19 protein-coding genes and 1 pseudogene are annotated in these 25,396 nt (G+C 66.3%); 15 read left to right on the top strand and 5 right to left on the bottom strand.

All coding sequences use genetic code 11. The annotated features are described in order from the left end of the window. The 4 genes from ACVILH_RS33900 to ACVILH_RS33885 all read left to right on the top strand — a co-directional run bounded on the left by ACVILH_RS33900 (window position 1) and on the right by ACVILH_RS33885 (window position 4,201). A complete protein-coding gene (locus tag ACVILH_RS33900; protein WP_456716778.1) occupies window positions 1–819 on the top strand; it encodes an ABC transporter substrate-binding protein in 819 nt (272 codons plus the stop codon). Then, window positions 806–1,699 carry a polysaccharide deacetylase family protein gene (locus ACVILH_RS33895; RefSeq protein ID WP_456716777.1) on the top strand — a complete coding sequence of 298 codons (894 nt, stop codon included), beginning with the start codon at window positions 806–808 and terminating at the stop codon, window positions 1,697–1,699. Before ACVILH_RS33900 ends, ACVILH_RS33895 begins: the two co-directional genes overlap by 14 nt. Beyond that, window positions 1,696–3,069 carry an amidohydrolase family protein gene (locus ACVILH_RS33890; RefSeq protein WP_456716776.1) on the top strand — a complete coding sequence of 458 codons (1,374 nt, stop codon included), beginning with the start codon at window positions 1,696–1,698 and terminating at the stop codon, window positions 3,067–3,069. Before ACVILH_RS33895 ends, ACVILH_RS33890 begins: the two co-directional genes overlap by 4 nt. Before the next feature lie 502 nt (window positions 3,070–3,571). Then, complete coding sequence (locus ACVILH_RS33885) at window positions 3,572–4,201, top strand: hypothetical protein (RefSeq protein WP_456716775.1); 630 nt, start codon at window positions 3,572–3,574, stop codon at window positions 4,199–4,201. A gap of 148 nt (window positions 4,202–4,349) precedes the next feature. Here ACVILH_RS33885 and upp read toward each other — a convergent pair whose 3' ends face one another. The 3 genes from upp to ACVILH_RS33870 all read right to left on the bottom strand — a co-directional run bounded on the left by upp (window position 4,350) and on the right by ACVILH_RS33870 (window position 7,714). Further along, a complete protein-coding gene (gene upp / locus ACVILH_RS33880) occupies window positions 4,350–4,979 on the bottom strand; it encodes a uracil phosphoribosyltransferase (RefSeq protein ID WP_257169913.1) in 630 nt (209 codons plus the stop codon). A gap of 239 nt (window positions 4,980–5,218) precedes the next feature. Then, window positions 5,219–6,442, bottom strand: a complete 1,224-nt coding sequence (locus tag ACVILH_RS33875; RefSeq protein WP_456716774.1) for a URC4/urg3 family protein — start codon at window positions 6,440–6,442, stop codon at window positions 5,219–5,221. 15 nt (window positions 6,443–6,457) lie between these two features. Continuing rightward, a complete protein-coding gene (locus ACVILH_RS33870; protein WP_456716773.1) occupies window positions 6,458–7,714 on the bottom strand; it encodes a GTP cyclohydrolase II in 1,257 nt (418 codons plus the stop codon). Between the two features lie 255 nt (window positions 7,715–7,969). Between ACVILH_RS33870 and ACVILH_RS33865 the strand changes: the two genes are divergently transcribed. Continuing rightward, window positions 7,970–9,199 (top strand): amidohydrolase family protein, encoded by a 1,230-nt coding sequence (locus ACVILH_RS33865; RefSeq protein WP_456717162.1) that lies wholly within the window; start codon window positions 7,970–7,972, stop codon window positions 9,197–9,199. Window positions 9,200–9,461: 262 nt separating this feature from the next. Beyond that, window positions 9,462–10,388 (top strand): N-carbamoyl-D-amino-acid hydrolase, encoded by a 927-nt coding sequence (locus ACVILH_RS33860; RefSeq protein WP_456716772.1) that lies wholly within the window; start codon window positions 9,462–9,464, stop codon window positions 10,386–10,388. Between the two features lie 396 nt (window positions 10,389–10,784). On the opposite strand, the gene ACVILH_RS33855 is transcribed toward ACVILH_RS33860, so the two are convergent. Beyond that, window positions 10,785–11,444: an aspartate/glutamate racemase family protein gene (locus ACVILH_RS33855; protein WP_456716771.1), complete on the bottom strand. Its 660-nt coding sequence runs from the start codon at window positions 11,442–11,444 to the stop codon at window positions 10,785–10,787. Between the two features lie 128 nt (window positions 11,445–11,572). On the opposite strand from ACVILH_RS33855, the gene hydA reads away from it, so the two are divergent. The 3 genes from hydA to ACVILH_RS33840 all read left to right on the top strand — a co-directional run bounded on the left by hydA (window position 11,573) and on the right by ACVILH_RS33840 (window position 15,015). After that, window positions 11,573–13,042 carry a dihydropyrimidinase gene (gene hydA / locus ACVILH_RS33850; protein ID WP_456716770.1) on the top strand — a complete coding sequence of 490 codons (1,470 nt, stop codon included), beginning with the start codon at window positions 11,573–11,575 and terminating at the stop codon, window positions 13,040–13,042. A gap of 238 nt (window positions 13,043–13,280) precedes the next feature. After that, the gene (locus ACVILH_RS33845) at window positions 13,281–14,252 is read left to right on the top strand and encodes an NAD-dependent epimerase/dehydratase family protein (protein ID WP_456716769.1); all 972 of its coding nucleotides are present in this window, start codon (window positions 13,281–13,283) and stop codon (window positions 14,250–14,252) included. 1 nt (window position 14,253) lies between these two features. Then, a complete protein-coding gene (locus ACVILH_RS33840) occupies window positions 14,254–15,015 on the top strand; it encodes an SDR family oxidoreductase (protein ID WP_456716768.1) in 762 nt (253 codons plus the stop codon). Between the two features lie 332 nt (window positions 15,016–15,347). On the opposite strand, the gene ACVILH_RS33835 is transcribed toward ACVILH_RS33840, so the two are convergent. Then, the gene (locus tag ACVILH_RS33835; protein ID WP_456716767.1) at window positions 15,348–16,244 is read right to left on the bottom strand and encodes a LysR family transcriptional regulator; all 897 of its coding nucleotides are present in this window, start codon (window positions 16,242–16,244) and stop codon (window positions 15,348–15,350) included. A 209-nt stretch (window positions 16,245–16,453) separates the two neighbouring features. On the opposite strand from ACVILH_RS33835, the gene ACVILH_RS33830 reads away from it, so the two are divergent. From ACVILH_RS33830 to ACVILH_RS33805, 6 genes and pseudogenes are all read left to right on the top strand, one after another. Then, window positions 16,454–17,869 (top strand): NAD(P)-binding domain-containing protein, encoded by a 1,416-nt coding sequence (locus ACVILH_RS33830; protein ID WP_456716766.1) that lies wholly within the window; start codon window positions 16,454–16,456, stop codon window positions 17,867–17,869. A 97-nt stretch (window positions 17,870–17,966) separates the two neighbouring features. Further along, complete coding sequence (locus ACVILH_RS33825; protein ID WP_456716765.1) at window positions 17,967–19,586, top strand: ABC transporter substrate-binding protein; 1,620 nt, start codon at window positions 17,967–17,969, stop codon at window positions 19,584–19,586. A 440-nt stretch (window positions 19,587–20,026) separates the two neighbouring features. Beyond that, a pseudogene (locus ACVILH_RS33820) lies at window positions 20,027–21,059 on the top strand (ABC transporter permease). 2 nt (window positions 21,060–21,061) lie between these two features. Further along, entirely contained in the window at window positions 21,062–21,922 is an 861-nt protein-coding gene (locus ACVILH_RS33815) for an ABC transporter permease subunit (RefSeq protein WP_434857263.1), read from the top strand. A 14-nt stretch (window positions 21,923–21,936) separates the two neighbouring features. Beyond that, window positions 21,937–23,637, top strand: a complete 1,701-nt coding sequence (nikE, locus tag ACVILH_RS33810; protein WP_456716764.1) for a nickel ABC transporter ATP-binding protein NikE — start codon at window positions 21,937–21,939, stop codon at window positions 23,635–23,637. A 342-nt stretch (window positions 23,638–23,979) separates the two neighbouring features. After that, entirely contained in the window at window positions 23,980–25,395 is a 1,416-nt protein-coding gene (locus ACVILH_RS33805) for an FAD-binding oxidoreductase (protein ID WP_456716763.1), read from the top strand. Window position 25,396 lies beyond the last annotated feature (1 nt).

The raw sequence follows: 25,396 nt of genomic DNA, 5'->3' as shown, positions 1-25,396 counted from the left end.
ATGAGCTTCAAGTCGATCATGTTGGCCGCCGTCGCGAGCGCGGCGATGGTGTGCGGTGCCGTTTCCGCCGAGCTGCCGGCCGAGATCAAGCAGAACGGCCTGCGCATCGCGGTGGTGCCGAACTATCCGCCGATGGAGTTCAAGGACCCGGCGACCGCGACGCTGACGGGATTCGACGTCGAGCTCGGCGAGGCACTGGCCAAGAAGCTCGGCGTCAAGGCGGTGTGGCAGGAGACCAGCTTCGACCAGCTGATGCCGGGCCTCGCCACGCAGCGCTTCGACATCATCCTGACCGGCATGACCGACTATAAGAGCCGGCAGGAGACCGCGACCTTCATCGACTATCTGCGCAGCGGCCCCCGCTTCTTTGTGCAGGCCTCGCGCGCGAGCGAGTTCAAGGAGCCGGCGGCGCTGTGCGGCAAGAAGGTCGGCGCCAGCAGGCGCACGATGTTTCCGAAGGACATCGCGGCCTGGAGCGAGAAGAACTGCGGCGCCACGCCGATCGAGTTCGTCGGCACTGAGGGCTCGGCCGATGCCCGCACGCAGCTCAAGCAGGGCCGGATCGACGCCGCCGTGCAGGGCAACGAGACCTTGCCCTACATCATGGACCTCGAGCCCAACACCTACGTGCCGGTCGGCACGCCGATCGCCTTCCAATATACTGGGCTCGCGACGCCGGTGAAGGCGGAGGAGCTGCGCGAATCCCTGCGCGCCGCGCTGGAGGCGCTGATCGCCGACGGCAGCTACAAGGCGCTGCTGTCGAAATGGAAGCTTGGCGATAACGCGATCGAGAAGGTGATGATCAATGCCGGACAGTAAGGCGCTCGCAAGCATTCCTCTGATTCCCTCCAACACGGCGCCGCCGGCGCCCGAGTATCCGTGGCCCGGGCCCTACAAGGCGGCGATGTTCCTGTCGTTCGACATCGACGCCGAGAGCGCCTGGACCTCCAAGGACCCCGCGCATGCCGCGCGCCTTGTCACGATGAGCTTTGGCGGTTTCGAGGCCCGCGTCGGCACGCCGAAGCTGCTCGAACTGCTGGCCGAGCTCGATCTGAAGGCGACGTTCTTCATCACGGGTTGGGCGGTCGATGCGCACCCGGCGATGGCCGAGGCGGTGCTGAAGGCCGGCCACGAGATCGGTCATCACGGCTATCATCATCTGCTGCCCGATCCCGGCGATCCCTTTATCATCGAGGAGGTCGAACGCGGTTTCGACGCGCTGCAGCGTCGGCTCGGCGTCCGCCCAATCGGCTACCGTGCGCCGTTCGGTGAGTTCTGCGAGGAGCTTCGCGTGGCGCTCGTGCGCCAGGGCATCGTCTACACCTCGTCGTTCCGCGACGACGTCAGGCCCTATCGCCATCGCTTGGCCTCCGGCAAGCCGGGCACGATCGAGATCCCGGTGACGTCGAGCTACGACGACTGGATGCACGGCCTGTCGGCGCGGTTCTCGCCGCGCTCGATCTTCCCTAGGGAGCACGTGCTGTCGATGTGGAAGGACGAGCTCGATGAAGTCCGCGACTGGGGCGCGATGGTCACCACCGTGCTGCATCCGCAGGTCTCGGGTCGGCCGATGCGCTTCCGTCTGCTGCGCGAGTTCCTGAACTACGCCAAGGCGTGTCAGGATGTCTGGATCAGCACCGGCGCGGAGATCGCGGCAAACTATCAGCGTCATGAGGCGGCGGAAGCCAAGGGCGCATGAGCACGACCGCGATCTTCGGGAGCTACGTGCTGACGCGCAAGGGCGGCGCGCAGCATGTGCTGCGCGACCATTGGGTGCTGATCGAAGGCAAGCGCATCGCGGCGGTGACGCGCGTCCGTCCTTCGGCCGACGCGGTGTTCGACCGGCCCGGCCGCTTCGTGCTGCCGGGCCTGTTGAACCTGCACAACCACATCTTCAGCGAGGCGATCGCGCGCACGCTCACCGAGGATGGTAACGGCCGCCGCAACAACAAGAGCATCGTCTACACGGTGCTGCTGCCGCTCTCCAAGCGCGGGGCGGAGATCCTGAGCGTCGAGGAGCGGCTGGCGATCGGCCGCATGGGCGTGTTGCAACTGCTGAAGGGCGGCGCGACCACGGTGATGGAGCCGTTTCGCAACACCATCCCCGAGCTGTTCGACGCGGCGCTCGAGATGGGGCTGCGCTTCTACGGCGCGCCCTATCTGTTCTCGACGTCGGACGCCAAGGCGGATGCCTCGGGTGTCGTTCACTATGCCGGCGATGACGGCGAGGCCGACATGGCGACCTGGAACGCGCTGCATCAGCGCTGGCAGGGGCAGGGTGACGGACGCATCCGCCTGGCGATGAGCCCGCATGCGACCGACACCTGCGGACCTGATCTGTTGCGCGCCGCCGCGGCGCGGGCGCGCGAGCTCGACGTTCCCATCACGACCCACATGGCGCAGAGTCCGGGTGAAGTCGCCACCATCGGGCAACGCTATGGCGGGCGCACGCCGGCCGAATATCTCGACTGGCTCGGCCTGCTCGGGCCCGATCTGCTCGCGGCGCATTGCCATGCCTCCACCGATGTGGATTTGAAGCTGATGGCGGCGCGCGGCGCCGGTGTGCTGAACTGTCCGCGGGTGTTCGCGCGCGCCGGCGTCACCGCGGCGTTCGGCCGCTTTGCCGCGCATGGCGTACGCACCGCCGTCGGCACCGACGGCTACAACATGGACCTGCTCGGCGAGCTCAATGCGGCATCGCTGATCTCGAAGGTCGCGCTCGGCAACGCCGAGACCGCGAGCGCGCCGGAGCTGATCGATGCGGTGACCGCGACCGCGGCCGCGATGATCAGGCGCGACGATCTCGGCATCATCGCGCCGGGCGCCACCGCCGATCTCACAATCGTCGGCATGACACATCCGCATCTACAGCCGCTGCATGATCCGCGCCGTGGCCTGATCGCGCTCGCCAATCGCGCCAATATCGATCAGGTGATGGTCGACGGCCGGCTGCTGATCCACGGCGGGGGCTATCTGCATGGCGACGAGGCGGCGATCACGGCGGCAGGTGCGGCGGCGATCGAGAAGATCTGGGCGCTCCCGGAGGCGCAGGCCGCGTTCGCGGGCTGAGCATGCGCCTCGACGCTTCATCTGGTTGAACTCTGTCAAACAACGGGCAAGCCGCATCATTGCCGCGGCGGAGTGCGCCCGGGTGATGCCGAAGTCTTGGCCCTCATGAATAATGAGGGCGCAGGGAAGGCCGGGTGCCGATCGCACCCATGGTCCGCGTGCAGCAAATAAGCACGCGGCAGAACCACAGGTACGGACCGGAGCATCCGGCCTTCCCTGCGCGATGGTTTACGGCTTATACGCGATCTCCCCGGCGCCCGGCTCGTTGGCCGCCGTCATCGTCCGATGCGTCACACCGGCCGACTTGATACCAGCCTCGGGGTATCAGAACCACGCGACTTCGCCGTCCGCAGAGCACCGCTCGTCCGCGCAAGCGCATCCGATGCTCCGACGTCCACCGCATTGCCGATCCAACGTCTCGTGACGACGCGTACGCCCCTCATCCGGACCGGAACGGAGGCAGGATAGACCGAATGTTCTGATTTACGGAAGAAGATTATTTTTGCGGAAAGGTCTTGAAGCCGGCCTCGTATTTGAACCTGCACGCGAAATCGGCCTTTCGGCGCACAGCGCTGTGGTCCGCACCGGCGCATTTTGGGCGGCCCGCACGCCACAGCTTCTGCTCGTCGGGCAAATCAGTGTATGTCAGCGGAGCGCTTGCCTTCTGAAGGGCATCGCGATGCTTGAGGACGTAATGAGCACTGAACGCTATTTCCAAGGAGAGATCGACGTCCTGCTCGCCGATGGCGCGCGCGTTCGTGCGATCGTGACGGCCGATGAGATCATGACCGAGGGGCGCGAGATCTACTGCATCTCGCTCGTCCAGGGCGGGGAGGTCGAGACGGCGCAATCCGACGTCGACTTCTTCGAGGCCATGATCGAGCTGCGGCTGGAGTTGGAAAAGCGCGGTGCGCTGCTGTGCTGCTTCGGTGCCAGCCAGAACGTCTATCCCTCGGGAATGCAGCGCGAGATGGGGCCGGCGATCCTGGCCTACAAGATGCGTCTCGGTGAGCCGAGCCGGAGGGCGGATATGGTCAACATCTTTGAAGCTGATGAGACGGTGGTACCCTCCACGGTCGAGCAGCAGGCGCGCTTTCATCGGCAGTGGATGGATGGCTTCAGATTGAGGTGATGATCGGCAGCACAGGGCCTCATGGTTCTCTCGGCGGTGATTGCAGTGCTGGCTTAGGCAAAAGTCGCCACACGAACGCGACCTCATCCCCGGGAAGCATCGCGAAGTGATGCGTCTCGAAGGATGCGCTGCAACTACGGAATTAGCTTCAGCGCGTCCCGTAGGCGCGGTCGCCGGCGTCGCCAAGGCCGGGGACGATGAAGGCGTCGTCGTCGAGGCCCTCGTCGATGGCGGCGGTCCACAAGGTGACGTCGGGGTGCAGGCCGCGGACGCGCTCGACGCCTTCGGGGGCGGCGATCATGCAGACCATGCGGATGTCCTTGGCGCCGCGCTCCTTGAGCCGGTCGACCGCGGCGACGGCGCTGTTGCCGGTCGCCAGCACCGGCGTGACGACCACGGCGAGGCGCTCCTGCAGGTCGGAGGGGGCCTTAAAGAAGTATTCCACCGCGGTGAAGGTCTGCGGCTCGCGGTACAGGCCGATATGGGCGACGCGGGCGGTCGGCACCAGGTCGAGCATGCCGTCGACGAAGGTGACGCCGGCGCGCAGCACCGGCACGAACACCAGCTTCTTGCCGGCGATCTTGGCCGACTGCATCCGCGCCAGCGGCGTCTCGACCTCGACCTCGGTCAGCGGCAGATCGCGCGTGACCTCGTAGCACAGCAGCATGCCGATCTCCTTGAGGAGCTCGCGAAACGACTTGGTCGAGATCGACTTGTCGCGGATCAGGGTCAGCTTGTGCTGCACCAGCGGGTGATCGACGACCGTGACGCCTTCCATGGTTTTCATCTCCGACACGTAGGGTGGGCAAAGGCGCGACGCGCCGTGCCCACCGCGATGTTAGCTCAGACCGGAGCGGTGGGCACGCTGCGCTTTGCCCACCCTACGGACAACTGATCAGCATCGTCATTGCGAGGAGCGAAGCGACGAAGCAATCCAGACTTTCTTCCTGGCCCCTGGATTGCTTCGCTGCGCTCGCAATGACGAGCGGCGAGGCCGGTCAGCGTGGCCCGAACCCTTTAAAACACCGTGCCGTCGCTGATGATGGTGAGCGGCGGCGAGCCGTCCGGGCGGCGGGCGAAGGCGAGCTTGCGGCCGGCGGCCCAGGTGCCGCCTTCGAGGATGCGGGCGAGCGGCAGTTGCTCGGACGTCTGGCCGGTACGCTGGCGGATCAGCGCGGCCAAGCGGTCGAGCAGGGCGACGGTGAGCGCGCGCCATTCCACCACCAGCGGGGAGTCGACCGCATGGGCGCGCGCGGCATCGGCGGGATCGCGCAGGACGAGCACGCCGCCATCGACGAACAGGCCGCCGTTGCGGTATTCGGCGAGGCCGGTGAGGCCGTCGATGTTGTCGACCACGAGGCCCGCGCGCTGGAGCGGTTCGATCAGCGAATAGCTCAGCCATTGCGATAGTTTGTGCAACGGGACGAGACCGGTGGTCTCATCGTCGGTGACGAGGGAGGCATGCCTCCAGCAGTCGCCGAGGGCGACGCCCTGCAGCGTCAAGCGTGATGGCCAGATCGGGCCGAGCTGCAGCAGCACGTTCTGCAGGATCGAAGCCGCATCGATGTGGCCATCTACGGCGCCGGCGGCGAGCTGATCGAACAGGCCGCCCGGACGCGGAGCGTCCTTCGTTCCGAAGATCTCCGGCTTTGCGGCGGCCACTTCGCCGAGCCGACGCAGCAGCGCGACCCGGCCCTCCAACCCGACCAGCGGATTGTCAGGTCCCACCTGGAATCCGCGTTCGAGCTCGGCAACGGTGAGCTCTCGCAGCTTCGCCGCATCGGCGCGCAGCGGATCGCGCGCGTCGGCCGAGAACGCGCCGCTCGCGAACATGTCGAGGCTCGCCAGCGCCAGCCCCTCGGAGCGACCGATCTTCGCGCCGGTCACGGCATCCCGATAGCGCCAGGCGGCGCCGGCCCCGGCGTCGAGCAGCACGCTGGTGATGGCGAGATCGAACTCGGCGCGCGCGCGTGCCGCCGCATCCGGCCACTGCGTCCTCGCGGCGATCGCGGCCCAGCGATCGACGCCGCCGACTACGAAGTGCCGCCAGCGTGAATGAAACGGCACCTCGCCGCTCGGATACGCCTTGTTCGTCACATCCCGCACGAGGTCGGCGATGGTATCGAGCTTGCCGAGATCGATGCGGAAATGCGGCAGCTTGTCATCGAGCCCGACGGCAAGCATCTGATGCGCCCGCTCGCGGACAGCGCGGGCGGACAGGAGAGAGGAGACGTCGGTCATGATCGGCCGCTGCGCTCAGTACTTCTCGAGCGGGCGACCGACGGTGTCGCCGAGTGCTTCGGGCTTCTGCGGCTCCAGCGAGAAATAGCCGGCGGCCTTCTTCGCCGCGATCTCGACATGGGCATCGGCCGGGATCAGCTCGTCGGGGATCGGCACGCGCTCGACGATGTCGACGCCTTGTCCCACCAGCGCATCATGCTTCATGTCGCTCATCGAGATGAAGCGGTCGATACGCGTGATGCCGAGCCAGTGGATGACGTCCGGCATCAGCTGCTGGAAGCGCGCATCCTGCACGCCGGCAACGCATTCGGTGCGCTCGAAATAGGCCGCCGCCGCGTCGCCGTCCTCCTGGCGCTTGCGCGCATTGTAGACCAGGAATTTCGTCACCTCGCCGAGCGCGCGGCCTTCCTTGCGGTTGTAGACGATGATGCCGAGCCCGCCGTTCTGGCCGGCGGCGACGCATTCCTCGATGCCGTGGATCAGATAGGGGCGGCAGGTGCAGATGTCCGAGCCGAACACGTCGGAGCCGTTGCACTCGTCATGCACGCGACAGGTGATCTTGGTCCTGGAGTCATTCAGCTTGGTGACGTCGCCGAACAGATACACCGTGGTGCCGCCGATCGGCGGCAGGAACACCTGCAGGTCCGGCCGCGTCACCAGCTCCGGATACATGCCGCCGGTCTGCTCGAACAGGCCGCGGCGCAGGTTGGTCTCGCTGGTGCCGAAGCGCGCGGCGACGCCGGGCAGGTACCACACCGGGTCGATCGCGATCTTCACCACCGACACGCTGCCATTGGCATGCACGACCTCGCCGTCATGGACGAGGCGCTTGGCGGCGAGCGCGGCATGCAGCTCCGGCAGCTCGATGCGCGCCTTGGTCACCGCGATGGAGGGGCGGATGTCGATGCCCTCGGCGATCTCGCCGCCGAAGTTCTCGGCGACCAGATGGCCCCAGGGATCGAGCGCGACGATCTTGGCCGGATCGCGCCACTGGCCGAACGGGCCGATGGTGGCGGCGGGATGGGTGTTGGTGAGATCGGGGCGGCGGATCGGATCGAGCGCGCCGGAGGACACCGCGAGCGCGCGGTAGACCGTGTAGGAGCCGCCATGGCTGCCGATCACGTTGCGGTCCTGCGGCCGCGACACTGTGCCGATGATCGGCCCGCGCTCGCGCGCGGTCTCGGCGCCCCAGTGGAGCGGGAAATTATGCTTGGCGCCTGGCACCGGGTGCGAGGTCAGGCGGATGTGATCCGTGCGGTTCGAGCGAGTCATCGGACAGCGACCCCCAAAACGGCAACGGCCCGCCTTGACGACGGGCCTGAGCGAAAAGCGTTCACGTTTTCCATGCACCAATATAGCAGTGTTTTCGCAGCAAACAAGAGCGTCCCGGGCGCCATCTATTTGTAAACGAATGGTGACGAAGCCGGCTTGCAATGCAGCGCGGCCAAGCCTGCTGGCATGGCGCTTGCCTTTTGGACGCCGCGCCGCCAGCTTGGCGCACATGGATTCGTCGGCGGCAAAGGCGGCATGGACCTGATCATTCGCAACGCGGTGCTGGCGCAAAGGAGCGAGCTGCTCCGCGCCGATATCGGAATTTCCAAAGGCCGGATCGTGGCGATCGAGGCCGCGCTGCAGGCCGACGGCGAGGAGCGCGATGCCGAGAACTGCCTGGTCGTGCCCGGCTTCATCGAGACCCACATCCATCTCGACAAGACCTGCATTCTCGATCGTTGCACCATCCGGGAAGGCACGGTGGCGGAGGCTGTGCGCGAGACCGCGGCGGCCAAGCGCAACTTCACGGCTGACGATGTCTACACCAGGGCGAAGCAGACCGTGGAGCGCTGCGTCAGCCACGGCACGATGCGGATGCGCACCCATGTCGAGCTCGATCCCGGCATCGGCTTCACTGCGTTCGAGGCGATCCGAGAGCTGGCGCGCGACTATGCCTGGGCACTCGATCTCGAGATCTGCGTGTTTCCGCAGGAAGGTCTGACGAACTATCCGGGCACCGAGGAGCTGCTGATCGAGGGCCTGCGCCGCGGCGCGCGGACCATCGGCGCAGCACCGTATTTCGACACCGATCCGCGCGCGCAGATCGACCGCATCTTCGCGATCGCTAGGGAGCACGACGTCGACATCGACATGCATCTCGACCTGGCCGAGACGCTCGATCACATGCAGATCGAATATGTCTGCCGCAAGACGGAGGAATATGGCTGGGGCGGCCGGGTCGCCGTCGGCCATGTCACGCAGCTGTCGCTGCTGCCGCCGGAGCGCTTCGACGCGGTTGCCGTGCAGCTCGCCAATGCCGGCGTGGCAGTCACCGTGCTGCCTTCGACGGACCTGCACCTGATGGGGCGGCGGCAGGATCATGCGATTCCGCGCGGCGTGGTGCCGCTGCAGCCGCTGCGCGACAAGGGCGTGACCTGCTCGCTGTCGACCAACAACGTGCTCAATCCGTTCACGCCCTATGGCGACGGCTCGCTGATCCGGATGGCCAATCTCTACGCCAATGTCTGCCACGTCTCGCGCCCGGATCATCTCGCCGGCTGCCTGGAGATGGTGACGCATGATGCGGCCAAGCTGATGCGGCTGGAGGATTACGGCGTGAAGGTCGGCGCGCCGGCCGATCTCGTCTGCATCGATGCGCGCGGTCCGACCGAAGCCGTCGCGACCTTGGCGCAGCCGCTATGGGGCCTCAAGCGCGGCCGCCCGTCGTTCTCACGCACGCGGCCCGTGCTGCATCGGCCGGCGTGATTTTATTTTGGGCGGATACGCTGCTCTCGATACTCGCGAGCGCAATCGGTCATCCTCGCGATTGTGAGATATAGTGCCCTCTCCCCTTGTGGGAGAGGGCATGTACGACCCATCCGCGCACTCGGTCGGGTGAGGGGTCTCTTTCGACGAATGCCGCTCGTGGAGAAAGACCCCTCACCCAACCGAACTTGCCGAGACGTCATACATGCCCTCTCCCACAAGGGGAGAGGGCGCATATACGGACTGATTGTGGAGCTACATGATGCGCATCATCAACGTCGCGGCCGCTCAGATGGGGCCGATCCAGCGGTCTGACAGCCGAGAGGCGGTCGTCGCGCGCATGATCGCGCTGCTGGACGAGGCCAAGCGCAAGGGCGCCGACCTCATCGTCTATCCGGAGCTGGCGCTGACGACGTTCTTTCCGCGCTGGTACATGGAGGATCAGGCCGAGGTCGATACATGGTTCGAGGCGGCGATGCCGAACGCCGCGGTGCAGCCGCTGTTCGATCGCGCCGCGCAGCATGGCATCGCGATGTATCTCGGCTATGCCGAGCTGACGCCGGACGGGCATCACTACAACACCGCCGTTCTCACCGATCGCGCCAGCAACGTCGTCGGCAAGTACCGCAAGGTCCATCTGCCCGGCCACGAGGAGTTCGAGCCGGAGCGCAGCCACCAGCATCTGGAGAAGCGCTATTTCAAGCCGGGCGATCTCGGCTTTCCGGTCTGGCGCAATCTCGGAGGGATCATCGGCATGGCGATCTGCAACGACCGCCGCTGGCCGGAGACGTATCGTGTCATGGGCCTGCAGGACGTCGAGCTGGTGCTGATCGGCTACAACACGCCGTCGGTGAACTCGTTGAAGTCAGCCGAAGGACTGCAGCAACGGTTGTTCCACAATCGTCTCTCGGCGCAGGCCGGCGCGTATCAGAACTCGTGCTGGGTGGTGGCGGTGGCCAAGGCAGGGATGGAAGATGGTCATCATCTGATCGGCGGCAGCCTGATCGTCAATCCCGACGGCGAGATCGTCGCGGAAGCGGTGACGGAAGGCGACGAGGTGCTGGTCGCGCCGTGCGATATGGATGCGACGCGCTTCGGCAAGCAGACGATCTTCGACTTCGCGCGGCATCGCCGCGTGGAGCATTACGGCCTGATCACCAGCCGCACCGGCGCCGTGCCGCCGGAGTGAGGCGTTAGAGCGCTATCAGTTGTCGGCAAACGCCCTTGCGCCGAGCGCAGTGCGCTCCCTCTCCCCGTTCTTACGGGGAGAGGGTTGGGGTGAGGGGCAGCCACGCCCACCGACCGTGCGGAGAGCCCCCCTCACCCGGATTGCATCTAACGATGCAATCCGACCTCTCCCCGCAAGCGGGGCGAGGTTACAGCGAGATCGTAGCCACACGAACCGGTGTCGTCCCGGCGAACGCCGGGACCCATACCGCGGAAGCTATCGAGGGACGTGGCTGGTAGTTGCTTGCCTCATTGCGGCCGGTGGCTATGGGTCCCGGCTCGGAGGCCGGGACGACAGCGGAGTGTGAGGCAGTCGGTCGGGCAAGCCCGGGAATGCATAGTCAAAGGCTCGCGTCACTTAGCCCGCAAACGCCACCGTACCCAACGCCATGGCCACCGCAGCCTGCGTCGGGTCGATCACCGGAATGCCCAGCGCATCCTCCAGATTCTTGCGATGCCGCGCCATGCCGGCGCAGCCCATGACGATGGCGCCGGCGCCGTCTTCGTCCCGGAGCGCGCGGCCGACCGTGATCATCTTGGCCAGCGTGCCTTCGCCCGACGCGGTCTCCGCGACCGTCATATCCAGCGGACGTTCCGCGGCGAGCCGGTCCATCAGCCCCATCTGGCGGAGATAGCGGATGTGGCGGCGGATCGAGCGCTGCGCGATGGCGAGCACGCCGAACGTGTCGGCGCGCGTGAGCGCGGTCAGCACGCCGCATTCGGCGATGCCCAACACGGGCCGCGTCGTCGCCTCGCGGCACACGTGCAGACCGGGATCGCTGTAGCAGGCGATGACGAAGGCGCTCGACGCATTGTCGCCCTCGACGAAGCGCCGCAGCGGCAGCGCAACGCTGTCGGCGTCCTTCTGGCTCTCGACGCCGTAGGGGCCTTCCTTCAGCGTCTCGCAGACGATCTCCGGTCCTTCCGCGAACATCAGCGGCTTGAGCGCCGCCGCGAGGCCGTCGGTCACCACCTGGTTGGAGTTCGGGTTGATCACGGTGATGCGCGGGCGGGACATGGGTGTTACCTGCTTCTTCGGAGTTGACGTCGCCCGACAGGCAACCACTATGCCACCGCGGACGCAAGCGGGCCGACGCGGCCTCATCACGTCCACGCCGTTCCATCTGGCAGAACTAGGAGATCGCGATGACCGAGCCGGCCTATGACCTGATGATCCGGGGAGGGCGCGTCGCCACCACGACGGATACGTTCGAGGCCGACGTCGCCATCTCCGGCGAGACCATCGCGGCGATCGGTCGCGGCCTCGGGCCGGCGAAGCGCGAGATCGATGCGCGCGGCAAATATGTGCTGCCGGGCGGCGTCGACAGCCATTGCCACATCGAGCAGCTCTCGGCCGCCGGCATCGTCAACGCCGATACGTTCGAGAGCGCGACGACCTCCGCGGCGTATGGCGGCACCACATCCGTGATCTCGTTCGCCGCGCAGCATGTCGGTATGCAGCTGCCGCAGGTGCTGGAGGACTATCACGCGCTGGCGCGCAAGGGCGCGGTGATCGACTACGCGTTCCACATTATCATCGCCGATCCGACCAAGGAGACCTTGGAGCGCGATCTGCCGGCGCTGATCCGGCAGGGCCACGGCTCGATCAAGATCTTCATGACCTACGACCGGCTCAAGATCGACGACGAGCCGCTGCTCGACATTCTCGTCGCCGCGCGCGAGGGCGGCGCGATGCTGTGCGCGCATGCCGAGAACCACGGCATCATCTCCTGGATGGTGAAGCGGCTGTTGGCGCGCGGTTACACCGCGCCGAAATATCACGCCATCAGCCATGCGCGCTTCTCGGAAGCCGAGGCGTTCAATCGTCTCATCGGCATGGCGGCGCTGGTCGATCAGCCGATCATGATCTTCCACGTCTCGACCGCCGAAGGCGCCAAGGTGATCCGCGACGCGCGCGGGCAGGGGCTGAAGGTGTTCGCGGAGACCTGTCCGCAATATCTGTTCATGACCGCCGACGATTTGGACAAGCCGGGGATCGAGGGCGCGAAATGGATGTGCAGCCCGCCGCCGCGCCGCGCGCCTGACCAGGAGGCGCTGTGGCAGGCGCTGTCGCTCGGCGATCTCCAGACGATCTCGTCCGATCACGCGCCGTATCGTTTCGACGAGACCGGCAAGCTGCGCGCCGGTCCCAACCCGAACTTCAAGCAGATCGCGAACGGCCTGCCGGGCCTCGAGCTGCGGCTGCCGCTGTTGTTCGATGCGATGGTGTCGAAGGGCCGGCTCGGCCTCAACAAGTTCGTCGAGCTGACGTCGACGGCGCCGGCCAAGATCTACAACCTGCATCCGCGCAAGGGCGCGATCGCGATCGGCGCCGATGCTGACATCGCGCTGTGGGATCCGGACAAGCGCGTGACGATTACGGATGAAAGCATGCATGACCTCGCGGGCTACACGCCGTTCGCCGGCCGCAGCGTGCAGGGCTGGCCGGTGACCGTGCTGTCGCGCGGTCGGGTCATCGTCGATGACGGCAAGGTCTCGGTGCAGCCCGGCTCCGGCCAGTTCCTGGCGCGCAGCGGCGGCGAGGCGGCGAAGCCGACGGGACGGCTGGTGGCGGACATGAACCCCGAGCAGAACTTTGGGGCAACGCTGCTGTGAGCCTGATGGGGAGATATCACGGGCCTCGTCCTTCGAGACGGTCGCTTCGCGACCTCCTCAGGATGAGGCGAGAGAGCAGGGCCCGCGGCGCGCAGGCTGCTTTTCCTCTCCATGAACACCCCTCGCGGCGTGTTCATGGTCAGTGTGCAGGACCGCCTTGGGTGCCATAACCTCATGGTGAGGAGGCTGCGTCAGCAGCCGTCTCGAACCATGAGGCCCCTGTGGAGAGGCTTATCGCATGCATGTCCTGATCTTCGGCGGCGCCGGCTTCGTCGGGCTCAACATCGCGCAAGGACTGCTTGAACGTGGGCATAAGGTCACCGTTTTCGATGCGGCCGGACTGCCGAGTGCCGCGCAACGCGCCTTCGCTTCTCATGGTGAGCGGCTGCAAGTGATCAAAGGCGATGTGACCGATGCGGCTGCCGTGGCGACAGCGGTCGGCTCTGGCTGCGATGCCGTCGTCATGGGCGCCGCGATCACCGCCGGTCCCGAACGCGATGCGTCCGATCCCGAGCGCATCCTGGCCGTCAATCTGCTGGCGCAGGTACCGATCCTCCAGGCCGCGCGGCGCAGCGGTGTCCGGCGCGTGATCAATCTGTCGTCCGCCGCATCCTACGGCGCCAGCGGCCAGCGCTTTGCCGTGCTGGAGGAAACGACGCCGTGCGAGCCGGTGTCGCTGTATGCGATCACAAAATTCACCTCCGAGCGCGTCGCTGCGCGGCTGTCCGACCTCTGGAAGACCGACGTCATCAGCGTGCGGCTGTCGGCGGTGTTTGGACCGTTCGAGCGTGGCGGCGGCGTGCGCGATACGCCGTCGCCGCAGGCGCTGATCGCCGCCTGCTGCGCGCGCAACGGGCCGGCGCTGCTGAACGAGCCCGGCGAGAAAGACTGGGTCTACGCCGTCGACGTCGCCGATGCCGTGTGCCTGCTGCTCGAAGCCGAGAAGCCGCAGCAGACGCTCTACAACATCTCCAACGAGGCGACCTTCACCGCCGAGGCGTGGGGCCGCGCCTTCGCGACCGGCCGGGCTAGCTTCACGTGCCGGCTCGCGGAGCCTGGCGAGGCGCCGACGGTTCCGGTGTTCGCGCCGGTTCGTGGGCGGCTGTCGACAACGCGGCTGGCGGAGGAGTTCGGCTGGCGCGCGCGGTTCGACTGCGCGGCCTCGGCCGAGCATTTCGGCCGCTGGTTCGATCAGTACGGGAGGGACTGAGATGAGGCTGAAGGACAAGGTCGCCATCATCACCGGCGGCGGCTCCGGGATCGGCCGTGCGAGCGCCGCGATGTTCGCGCGCGAGGGCGCGTTCCTCGCTGTGGTGGATCGGGATGCGGCTGGCGCCGAACAGACGCTCGCGCTCGTGCGTGAAGCGGGCGGTGATGGCAGCGTCCATGTCGGCGACGTTGGTGATGCCGAGTTCGCCAGGTCAACGATTGAAGCCGTGGCCGCAGCGCGCGGCCGGCTCGATGTGCTGATGACAGCGGCCGGGTTCTCCTGTGGCGGCACCGTCGTCACCACCGATCCGGCCGATTGGGACGCGGTATTCCGTGCCAATGTCGGCGGCACCTGGCTGTGGGCGAAGGTCGCGGTGCCGATCATGCAAGCGCAGAAGACGGGATCGATCATCACTGTCGCGTCGCAACTCGCGGTCGCCGGGGGAAAAAGCAACAGCGCCTATATCGCCGCCAAGGGCGCGATCATAAGTTTGACCCGCACCATGGCGGTCGACTTTGCGACCGACGGCATCCGCGTCAACGCGCTGGCCCCGGGCGCGATCGACACGCCGCTGCTGCGCCGGAGTTTTGCGCGCCACGCCGATCCCGAGCCGGTGCGCGACGCCTCGCGCCAGCGGCACGCGATGAAGCGTTTCGGCGAGGCGGACGAGGTTGCGGCGGCGGCGCTGTTCCTGGCGAGCGACGAGGCGTCGTTCACGACCGGCGTCGTGCTGCCGGTGGATGGTGGGTGGCTGGCGGCGTAGTGCTGGCAGAGTTCGAGGTGAGCTGGCAGGCGACGCCTGATTTTGATTTGAAGCGAAGCCTTCGCCACGATCGCGGTCGGCTCCCCTCCCCCTTGCGGGGAGGGGTCGGGGGTGGGGGTCTCCGGGCGCTGAACTTCGTTGAAGTCCAAGGCTCTTCCAGAGTAGGAGCGCTGAGAGCGAAGCTCCTTTCTGTGCTGTTCGAGCTTCGACACTTGTTCGAGCGCCTCACATCGAGCGGGACTCGTGGACCCCCACCCCCGACCCCTCCCCGCAAGGGGGAGGGGAGCTCACGGTTTGCGCGGAGAGAGGTGGGATCCTAATAGCTAGATCAATTAGCGCTTCGCCGTCGCGCCCTTCCGATCGCGTCCTCGCAAAATATCCGCCAGCGCCGCCGCATTGCGTGACAGCGGCTCGAATCGCGGCGTCAGCAGATACGCGCGCATCGGCGTCTTCGGCAGCAGCTGACGCGCAATGAGGTCGGGCCAGGCGCGGCCGCGCAGGACGAACTCGTCGACCACGGCAAGGCCCGCGCCGGCGCGGACCATGGCGCAGGCGTCGGGGGTGTAGCGCACGATCGTGGTGGGCTCCGGGCCGCCGGCCAAGGCGGACGTGACGATGTGGCCGTAAGGTGTCTGTGGGCCGAAGCCGACCAGCGGGTAGGGCAGCATGTCCTTCGGACGGATGCTGCGCAGCTTCGCCAGCGCATGATCCGCCGGCATGATCACATGCAGCGCGCCCTCCGCGATGGTCTCCACCGCCACCGTGGGCTCGTCGACCGGCAGCACGGTGACGCCGACATCGGCGCGGGCGGTGCCGACGCGGTTGACGATGTCCAGCAGCGTCAGCGATTCGAACTCGACGCGCAGATCGGGAAAGCGGCTGCGCAGCCGCGCCAGCGCGTCCGGCACCATGCCGTATCCCGCGCTCGGGCTGGCCACGACACGGATCGTGCCGGTGCCGCCGGCGCGCAATTCGTCGGCGAGATCATTGATGCGTGCGACGCCGCGATGGATGTGCTCGACCTCCGCGAACAGCCGCTTCGCCTCCGGCGTCGGCTGCACCCGGCCGCTGATGCGCTCGAACAGCTTCAGCTTCAGGCCGTCCTCGGTGTAGGCGAGCAGCCGGCTGATGGCGGGCTGCGACACCGACAAGAGTCGCGCGGCGCCGCTGATCGAACCGGTGATCATGATGGCGCGGAAGACCTCGATCTGGCGCAGATTGAGCGGCATGCGACCTCTTGTCTCGCTGCAATGCCACCACACTGTACGCGCGCCGCCCATCCCATAACAAGCGGTTATGGGCGGCGGACAAATCGGTATGGAAGGCTTGAGGTTCGCTTTGCTAAGCTTCGGTCGCCGGGTGAACTGACTGGTGGAGAAAGCGTGAGCGACAGCAAGCGTGTCGCGCGCGATGGCGCGTGTTTCATTCGGTGGCCGGCATGAGCGACGGTCTCGCCGCACTGATGGCCCAGGTTCGCAGCGATCTTGCGAAAATCGCGCATCCCACCATGCCCTGGCTGACGCCCGTCACCGGTCCCGATGGTCGCACTGCACTCGATGTGCTGATCGTCGGCGGCGGCCAGTCGGGTCTTGCAACTGCATTCGCGCTGCTGCGCTCGCGCGTCAGCAACATCCTCGTGCTCGACAAGGCCGAAGAAGGCCGCGAAGGGCCGTGGATGACTTATGCGCGCATGCCCACCCTGCGCAGCCCGAAGGATTTCACCGGACCCGATCTCGACATTCCCTGCCTGACCTATCAGGCGTGGCACGAGGCGAAGTTCGGCAGCGACAGCTGGCGCGATCTTAACCTGATCCCGCGCGAATATTGGGCAGACTATCTCGCCTGGTATCGCGAGGTGCTCGATCTTCCCATGCGCAATGCTTGCGAGGTCGTCGACATTTCGCCGGCCGCTGATGGGCTGCTCAAGGCCACGGTGCGCAGCAAGGACGGCGAGACCGCGCTGTATGCGCGCAAGATCGTGCTCGCGACCGGCCAGGAAGGCATGGGCGATTGGAGCATCCCGGAACCGCTGCGCCATCTGCCCGCGACGCGATGCGCGCATTCCGGCGCCGAGATCGATTTCGAAAACCTGCGTGGCCGCCGCGTCGCCGTGATCGGTGCTGGCGCGTCCGCCTTCGACAACGCGGCCGTTGCGCTCGAGGCCGGTGCTGACAGCGTCGATCTGTTGTGCCGCCGCGCGGAAATCCAGCTGATCCAGCCGTATCGCTGGCTGACCTTCCGCGGCTTCCTGCGACACTTCTCCGAGCTCGATGATGCCTGGCGCTGGCGCTTCATGAACGCCGTCCTGGGTCTGCGCGAAGGCTTTCCGCAGCACACCTACGATCGCTGCGCCCGCCACGCCGCGTTCCATCTGCATGAAGGCGCGCCTTTGATCGCTGCGCGCGAGACAGCTGATGGCGTCGTGCTGCAGACGGCAAAAGGCGAGGTCACGGCGGATTTCGTGATCAGCGCGACCGGCATCTCGATGGATTTCACCAAGCGGCCGGAGCTGCAGCGCTTCGCAGCGAACATCGCACGCTGGTCGGACCGCTACACGCCAGATGAGAGCGAGCGCAACGATCGGCTCGGTGCATTTCCCTATCTCGCCGACGACTACGCGTTGTGCGAGCGCAAGGCGGGCGAGACGCCGTGGATCCGCGACATCCATGTGTTCGCGATCGCCTCGACGATGAGCTTCGGTGCATCGGGATCATCCATCAACGCGATGACGACCGCTGTGCCGAAGCTCGTGCATGGTCTGACGCGTGGATTGTTCACGGCCGACATCGACAAGCATTGGGCCAACTTCCAGGCCTATGATGTGAGACAGGCCGAGGTGCGTCGTGGCACGTGATTTGCTGCTACGCGTGCATCAGATGAGCCGGCAGCGCCGGTGACTGCTGGCAGATGTTTTAGTCCCGGATTTTGAGACTAGCGAGGGAACAGGGGCGATGAGTTTTAAGATGTCCAAACGTTCGTTGTTCGCGGCGACCGCGTTGCTCGCGGTGACACTCGCGGCGCCGTCGGCGCATGCGCAGAGCCGCGCTGAGACGTTGCGCTACGTCACCGGCGCGACCGTCAACACGCTCGATCCTAATATTCCCGGCTCGACGCGCGAAGCCTTCGCGCTGTCGATGTCGAGCTACGACCGTCTGGTGTCGTTCGGCCGCAAGCAGCTTAATGGTAAATGGGTGTTCGATCTCGACACGATCAACGGCGAACTCGCCGAATCCTATTCCGTCAGCGCCGACGGATTGAAGATCACCTTCAAGCTGCGCCCCGATGCCAAGTTCCAGGATGGTTCGCCTGTGACCGCCGAGGACGTCAAATGGTCGCTCGACCGCTGCGTCACCGCGCCGATTCTCGGCAAGGCGCAGTTGCTGACGGGATCGCTGACCTCGGCCGATCAGTTCAAGGTCATCGATCCCCTGACGATCGAAGTTACCTTGCCGAAGCCGGACAAGCTGGCGCTGCCGAACCTCGCCACCGTCTATCCGATCATCATCAACTCCAAGCTCGCCAAGGCGCATGCGACGGCTGAAGATCCGTGGGCGCTGAACTGGACCAAGGAAAACGCGGCCGGTAGCGGCGCCTACATCGTCGAGACCTTCAAGCCCGGCGAGCAGGTGATCGCCAAGCGCAACGACGCCTGGAACCGCGGCACGCCGGACAAGCCGGCGGCGTTCAAGCGGCTGATCATCCAGTCGGTGCCGGAGCCGGCGACGCGCGCCAACCTCGTCGAGCGCGGCGACGCCGATCTCGTGATCGATCTCCAGGCCAGCGACGTGCAGTCGCTCGAAGGCAAGGGCAAGCTGAAGGTGATCTCGACGCCGCAGTATAACGCAGTGACCTTCATCTCGATGAACAACACCATCGCGCCGTTCGACAACGTCAACGTGCGCCGCGCGATCGCTTATGCGCTGCCTTATGACGACATGTTCAAGGCGGCGCTGTTCGGCCGCGGCGCGCCGCTCTACGGCGCGACCTGGGCGGACGGCAAGCCGCCGAGCGGCGGCTATCCGATCCCGCAGCCGATCAAGCTCGACCTGGAGAAAGCCAAGGCCTATCTGAAGGACGCGGGCATGCCCGAGGGCTTCTCGACCACCTTCAGCTTCAACGTCGGCCAGGCTGCGACGGCCGAGCCGATGGCGGCGCTGGTGAAGGAATCGTTGGCTAAGATCGGCATCAAGGTCGATATCCAGAAGCTGCCGGACGCGCAGATGTCGACGGCGATCAACGAGAAGAAGCTGCCGTTCTTCATCGAGGGCATCGTCGCCTGGCTGCCCTCGACCGACTACTTCTATCGCAACTTCTACACCGGCAAGCAGCGCTGGAACTACTCGTCCACCGACAACGCCGAATTGGAGAAGATCGCGCAGGAGGCGCGCTTCGAGGCCGACAAGGCGAAGTATGAGGAGCAGGGCAAGGCACTCAACGCGATCCATTTCGACCAGATGTTCCAGATCCCGATCTGGCAGGCGGCGCAGGACGCGGTGATGCAGCCGACGGTGGATGGCTACGTCTACCAGTTCACGCGGCAGGTCGATTATCGTAACCTGAGCCGCAAGTAGGACTGAGGAGCCGACTGGAGTAGACGCGCGCTGCATGCGCGCGCACCTCTCCCGGAGGGAGAGGTCGGATCGCATCGCAAGATGCGATCCGGGTGAGGGGTTACATTGGATGATTTTGCCGTGGCGCCGCCTCACCCGCGCCTTCGGCGCGACCTCTCCCCGATGGGGAGAGGTGGGAGTCGCGTTTGGAGAGGCGAGGCTGCGATGAGAGAAGCTGATCGATATTGGAAGAACTCCCGCGGCGCTGACCGTTCACCTCTCCCGTAGGGAGAGGTCGGATCGCATCGCAAGATGCGATCCGGGTGAGGGGTTACATTGGATGATTTTGCCGTGGCGCCCCCTCACCCGCGCCTTCGGCGCGACCTCTCCCCGGTGGGGAGAGGTGGAAGTCGCGGCGGGCGCTGCGGTTTATTGACGACGAGTTAGGAGAACCAAGACCCATGAACACGATCGGCGCAACTCTGCTGCGGGCGGGACGACGCTTCGTCTCGTCGCTGCCGGCGCTGTTCGGCGTCCTGGTTTTCACCTTCCTTCTGATGCGCGTGCTGCCGGGGGACCCGGCCGTGTTCTTCGCCTCCGGCCCGAACGCCGGCAAGGAGGAGATCGAGGTCATCCGCAAGCAGCTCGGGCTCGACAAGCCGCTGCCGAACCAGCTCGTGATCTATCTGACCGACGTCGCCAGCGGCAATCTCGGCCGCTCGATGATGACGGGGCAGGCGGTCGCGAAGGATCTCAAGGATCGCCTGCCGGCCTCGCTGGAGCTGACGTTGACGGCGCTGCTGATCGCGCTGGTCTCGGCCGTGCCGCTCGGCGTCATCGCCGCGCTCAGGCCGGGATCGCTGATCGATCACGGCGTGAGGCTGTTCTGCTCGCTCGGCGTTTGCGTGCCGACCTTCGTCTCCGGACTGCTGCTGATCTACGTGTTCTATTATCTGTTCGGCCTCGCGCCCGATCCCACGGGCCGCATCGACATCTTCGCGAGCCTGCCGCCGCAACGCACCGGCTTCCTGATCATCGACTTCCTGCTCGCCGGCGATCTCGAGGGCTGGTGGGCGGCGGCGCGGCAGCTGATGCTGCCGGCCGTTACGATGGCGCTGTTCGTGATCGCGCCGCTGGCGCGCATCACCCGCGCCTCGATGCTGGTGTCGCTCGGCAGCGATTTCGTCCGCACCGCGCGCTCGGTCGGGCTGTCCTGGTGGCGCATCGTCGTCACCTATGCCTTGCGGAACGCGATCCTGCCCGTGATCACCATTGCCGGCATCGTGTTCTCGACCATGCTGGGCGCGAACGTGCTCGGTCGAGAAAGTGTTCTCCTGGCCGGGTGTCGCGTCCTACGCGCTCGACGCGCTGCTGGTCTCCGACTACGCGCCGGTGCAGGGCTTCGTGCTGCTGATGGCGACCATCTTCGTGATCGTTAACCTTCTGGTCGATCTGCTCTACGGCATGGCCGATCCCCGCGCGACGGTGGCATGAGCATGACCACGATCGAGACTTCATCGACCCTGCGCCACACCGCCTTCGTGCTGCGCGGCAATCCGGTCACCGCGATCGCGGCCGGCGGCGCCGTTCTACTGGCGCTGATGGCGATCTTTGCACCCTGGCTCGCGCCCTACGATCCCATCGCCTCGGATGTGCCCGCAGCCCTGCAGCCGCCAAGTGCGGCGCATTGGTTCGGCACCGACCAGCTCGGCCGTGACGTGCTGAGCCGCCTGATCGTGGCGAGCCGGCTCGATCTCACCATTGCGGTGACCGCAGTGGCCGTGTCCTTCGCGATCGGCTCCGTCATCGGCGCGCTCTGCGGCTATGCCGGTGGCCGGCTCGACAAGGCGGTCGGCCGCTTCGTCGACGTGCTGATGGCATTCCCGCTGTTCGTGCTGGCGATGGCCATGGTCGCCGCACTCGGCAACCGCGTCGAGAACATCGTGATCGCGACCGCGATCATCAATCTGCCGTTCTACATCCGCTTCGCGCGCGCCGAGGTGAACATCCGCCGCAACCTCGGCTGGGTCGAGGCCGCGCGCGCCTGCGGCGAGAGCCACGTCGCCGTGGTGCTGCGCTTCCTGCTGCCGAACGTGCTGCCGGCGATGGCGGTGCAGATGTCGCTCAATCTCGGCTGGGCGATCCTCAATGCCGCGGGCCTCTCCTTCATCGGCCTCGGCGTCAAGCCGCCGACGCCGGAATGGGGAATCATGGTCGCCGAGGGCGCGCGCTTCATCTCGACCGGGCGCTGGTGGCTCGTGGCTTTCCCAGGCCTCGCGCTGATGAGCGCGGTGCTGTGCTTCAACCTGCTTGGCGATGGTCTGCGTGACATTCTCGATCCCCGGATGCGCACATGACGGCGGATATCAGAATGAACAAGCGTGGCGCATCCGAGGATGCGCACGTGACCGCGCCGTTGTTGGAAGTCGAAAACCTCAAGGTCACCTTCTCGACGCGCCGCGGCCTCGTCGAGGCGGTGCGTGGCGTATCGCTGTCGCTGCAGCCGGGCGAGATGCTCGGCCTCGTCGGCGAGAGCGGCTCCGGCAAGTCGGTGACAGGCTTTGCCATCACCCATCTGCTCGACAAAGCCGGCCGCATTGCCGACGGCCGGATCCGCTTCAAGGGCCAGGACATTACCCGCGCCGGCGGCGCCGATCTGCGCAGCCTTCATGGGGCTGCGATGTCGATGATCTTCCAGAACCCGCGCGCGGCGCTGAACCCGATCCGCACCATCGGCCAGCAGGTCGCGGATGCGATCCTCGCGCATCGACGGTTGTCGCGGCAGGAGGCGCTCGCCGAGGCGCTGAACCTGCTCAAGGCCGTGCAGATCCGCGATCCCGAGCGGCGCATGTCGGCGTATCCGCACGAGCTCTCCGGCGGCATGTGCCAGCGGGTGATGATCGCGGTCGCGATCTCCTGCAATCCGTCGCTGCTGATCGCCGACGAGCCGACCACCGGCCTCGACGTCACCACGCAGAAGGTGGTGATGGACCTGCTCGCCAAGATCGCGGCCGACCGCGGCATGGCGACGATCCTGATCACGCACGACCTCGGCCTCGCCGCGCGCTATTGCGCGCGCGTCGTGGTGATGGAGCAGGGCAGGCTGGTCGAGGAGGCCGAGCCGCTGACCTTGTTCCACCGGCCGCAGCATCCCTACAGCAAGCGGCTGGTCGCGGCGTCGCCGACCGCGACCTCGCGCATCGAGGACCTCGTGCCTGACGGCGACAGGATTCCGCTGGTCGAGGTGACCGCGCTGCCGCCTCCGCCGCATGGCACGCCGCTGCTGCTCGACGTCAAGAACATCGTCAAACGCTTCGACGACGGCACCATCGGCGTCGCCGATTTCTCGATGACGATGCGCGGCGGCGAGAGCGTCGGCCTGGTTGGCGAGAGCGGCTCGGGCAAGAGCACGACCTCCCGGATGATTTGCCGGCTGCTCGACCCGAGCGAAGGCGAGATCCTGTTCGACGGCCAGTCGATCGGCGGCATTCCGGCGCGTGACTTCCACCGCTCCGAGTTGCGCAAGGACATCCAGATCGTCTTCCAGGATCCGAACGACAGCCTCAATCCGCGCTACACCGCGTTCGACTGCATCGCGCATCCGCTGTACCGGCTGATGAACATGCGCTCGGGTAACACCATGCGCCAGCGGGTCGAGGAATGCGCCGAGCGCGTCGGCCTGCCGCGCGAGCTGCTACAGCGCTTCCCGCATCAGCTCTCAGGCGGGCAGAAGGCGCGCGTCGGCATCGCCCGCGCGATCGCCTGCAAGCCGCGCCTCCTTGTGTTGGACGAGCCGACGGCGGCGCTCGACGTCTCCGTGCAGGCGGTGGTGCTGCAGCTCCTCAACAAGCTCAGGCGCGAGGACAATCTCGCCTTCCTGTTCGTTAGCCACGATCTCAACGTCGTGCGCATGATGTGCGACCGCACCATCGTGCTGCGCACCGGCGCCATCGTCGAGCAGGGCGAGAGCCGGGCGCTGTTCGCCAATCCGCAGACCGACTACACCCGCGAGCTGGTCGATGCGGTCCCGCACATCGCGCCGCCGAGGGCGCTTCAGGTTTGTCCTGTTTGACGAGGACGCGGAAGAGCTGGCATGTCCTTCTCCGTCCTTCGAGACGCCCGCCTTCGGCGGGCTCCTCAGGACGAGGCCGGTCTTTGCTGCACGAGTCCGACTCCTCTCCATGAACACGCCTCGCGGCGTGTTCATGGTCAGTGTGCAGGAGCGCCTTCGGTGCCAAACCCTCATGGTGAGGAGCGCCGCATGCGGCGCGTCTCGAACCATGGGGCCCGGCTCTCACCACCCATAACAATCGATTATGGACGGCGGACAACTTGGTATTGGGGGCGATGCCGCCCATCCTGTTAGTTTACGGCCATCGTAAAACGATCACCGACAAAGGTCTCCGCGCGCGTCATGACGAAGCTGATCACCAATTTGCAGGGTCTTGTGGGTGCCTCTCATGTCCTGACCGCGCCTGAGGATCAGGCGATCTATCTGCGCGACTGGCTCGGCAAGTATCACGGCGCGGCCATCGCCGTGGTACGGCCCGGATCCACGGCCGAGGTCGCGGCCGTCATGGCCGCCTGCGCCGAGGCGCGCGTTGCCGTGGTGCCGCAGGGCGGTCACACCAGCCTGTCGGGCGGCGCCACGCCGGATGCGAGCGGTCATGCGATCGTGCTGTCGCTGTCGCGGATGAACAAGGTTCGCGCGCTCGATGCGATCGGACAAACCATCGTTGTCGACGCCGGCGTCGTGCTCGCCAAGGTGCAGGATGCGGCGCGCGAGGCGGGCCTGTTCTTCCCGCTCAGCCTGGGCTCCGAGGGCAGTTGCACGGTCGGCGGCAATCTCGCGGCCAATGCCGGCGGCGTGGCCGTGCTGCGCTACGGCGTGATGCGCGAGCTGACGCTCGGGCTTGAAGTGGTGCTGCCCGACGGCCGCATCTGGGACGGTCTGCGCGCCCTGCGCAAGGACAACAGCGGTTACGCGCTGCGCGATCTTTTCATCAGCTCGGAAGGCACGCTCGGCATCATCACCGGCGCCGTGCTGAAGCTGTTCCCGCAGCCGACCGCGCGCGCCACCGCCTTCGTCGCCGTCGCTGATGTCACCGCCGCGCTCAAGCTGCTGCAGCGCTCGCGCGCCCGGTGCGGCGATCGCCTCACGGCGTTCGAATTCCTGACCGCGGCGACGCTCGAGATGATCACGCGGCAGATCCCCGATGCACGGCTGCCGTTCGCTGCCTTGCCTGAGGCGGCCGTACTGATCGAGCTCAGCGATATCGGCGAGGAGGCCGCGCTGACGGCGCGACTCGAGACTACGCTGACCGACGCCATGGCAGAAGGACTCGTCGCCGACGCGGTCATCGCGCAGGACGGCACCCAGGCCAAGGCCTTCTGGCGCGTGCGCGAGAGCGTGTCGGAAGCGCTGGTGCGCGAGGGCAAGGCGCTGAAGCACGATATCGCCGTGCCCGTCGCCGAGATCGCCGATTTTGTCGATGTCATGGACGCCGCCGTCGGCGCGGCGCTGCCCGGCATCCGCCCGATGGTGTTCGGCCATCTCGGCGACGGCAATCTGCACTACAATCTGATGCATCCGCTCGCGATGAGCGAGGCCGAGTTTGACGAGCGCGGCCCGCGCATCACCCGCCTCGTCCATGACGAGATCACCCGCCGCCGCGGCTCGATCAGCGCCGAGCACGGCATCGGCCAGCTCCGCACCTCCGAGATGCCGCTGTGCAAGCCGCCGCTCGAGCTCGAGCTGATGCGTCAGCTCAAGCGGACGCTTGATCCGCACGGGCTGATGAACCCGGGCAAGCTGCTGCCAAACGTATAGT

Source organism: Bradyrhizobium sp. USDA 4353, from assembly GCF_054063215.1.
The sequence above is the reverse complement of the archived record's forward strand: the minus strand, read 5'-3'. Positions and strand labels throughout refer to the sequence as shown.